At 55.4% G+C, this 413-nt stretch carries 1 protein-coding gene; it reads right to left on the bottom strand.

The genetic code is table 11. The features are described 5' to 3' along the window. A partial coding sequence (locus B2T33_RS03180; RefSeq protein WP_286791132.1) for an Hsp70 family protein occupies positions 1-413 on the bottom strand: 413 nt, incomplete at both ends.

The raw sequence follows: 413 nt of genomic DNA, 5'->3' as shown, positions 1-413 counted from the left end.
TCAACAACACCGTCGTCGGCCTGTGCAGAGGCATCAGCGTCCGCCGCGTCACCAGCGCCAGCTTCTTCCTGCTGGGCCTGATACATGGCTTCGCCAAGTTTCATCGAGGCCTGCTGCAGTTCGTTCAGCTTGGTGGTGATGGCTTCGGCATCTTCACCGTCCTTGGCTTCTTTCAAAGCCGACAGGGCGTTTTCGATTTCCGACTTGGTCGCGTCGTCAACCTTGTCACCATGCTCCGAAAGGTTCTTTTCGGTGGCGTGGATGATGGCTTCTGCCTGGTTGCGGGCTTCGACAAGGGCCTTACGCTTTTTATCAGCTTCGGCATTGCTTTCCGCATCCTTGACCATGTTTTCGATCTCGTCATCGGAAAGACCACCAGATGCCTGGATACGGATCTGCTGTTCCTTGTTGGT

Source organism: Thalassospira sp. UBA4513 (assembly GCF_002388495.1).
Taxonomy (GTDB): Bacteria; Pseudomonadota; Alphaproteobacteria; order Rhodospirillales; family Thalassospiraceae; genus Thalassospira; species Thalassospira tepidiphila.
This window is presented reverse-complemented; position numbering and strand designations above follow the sequence as displayed.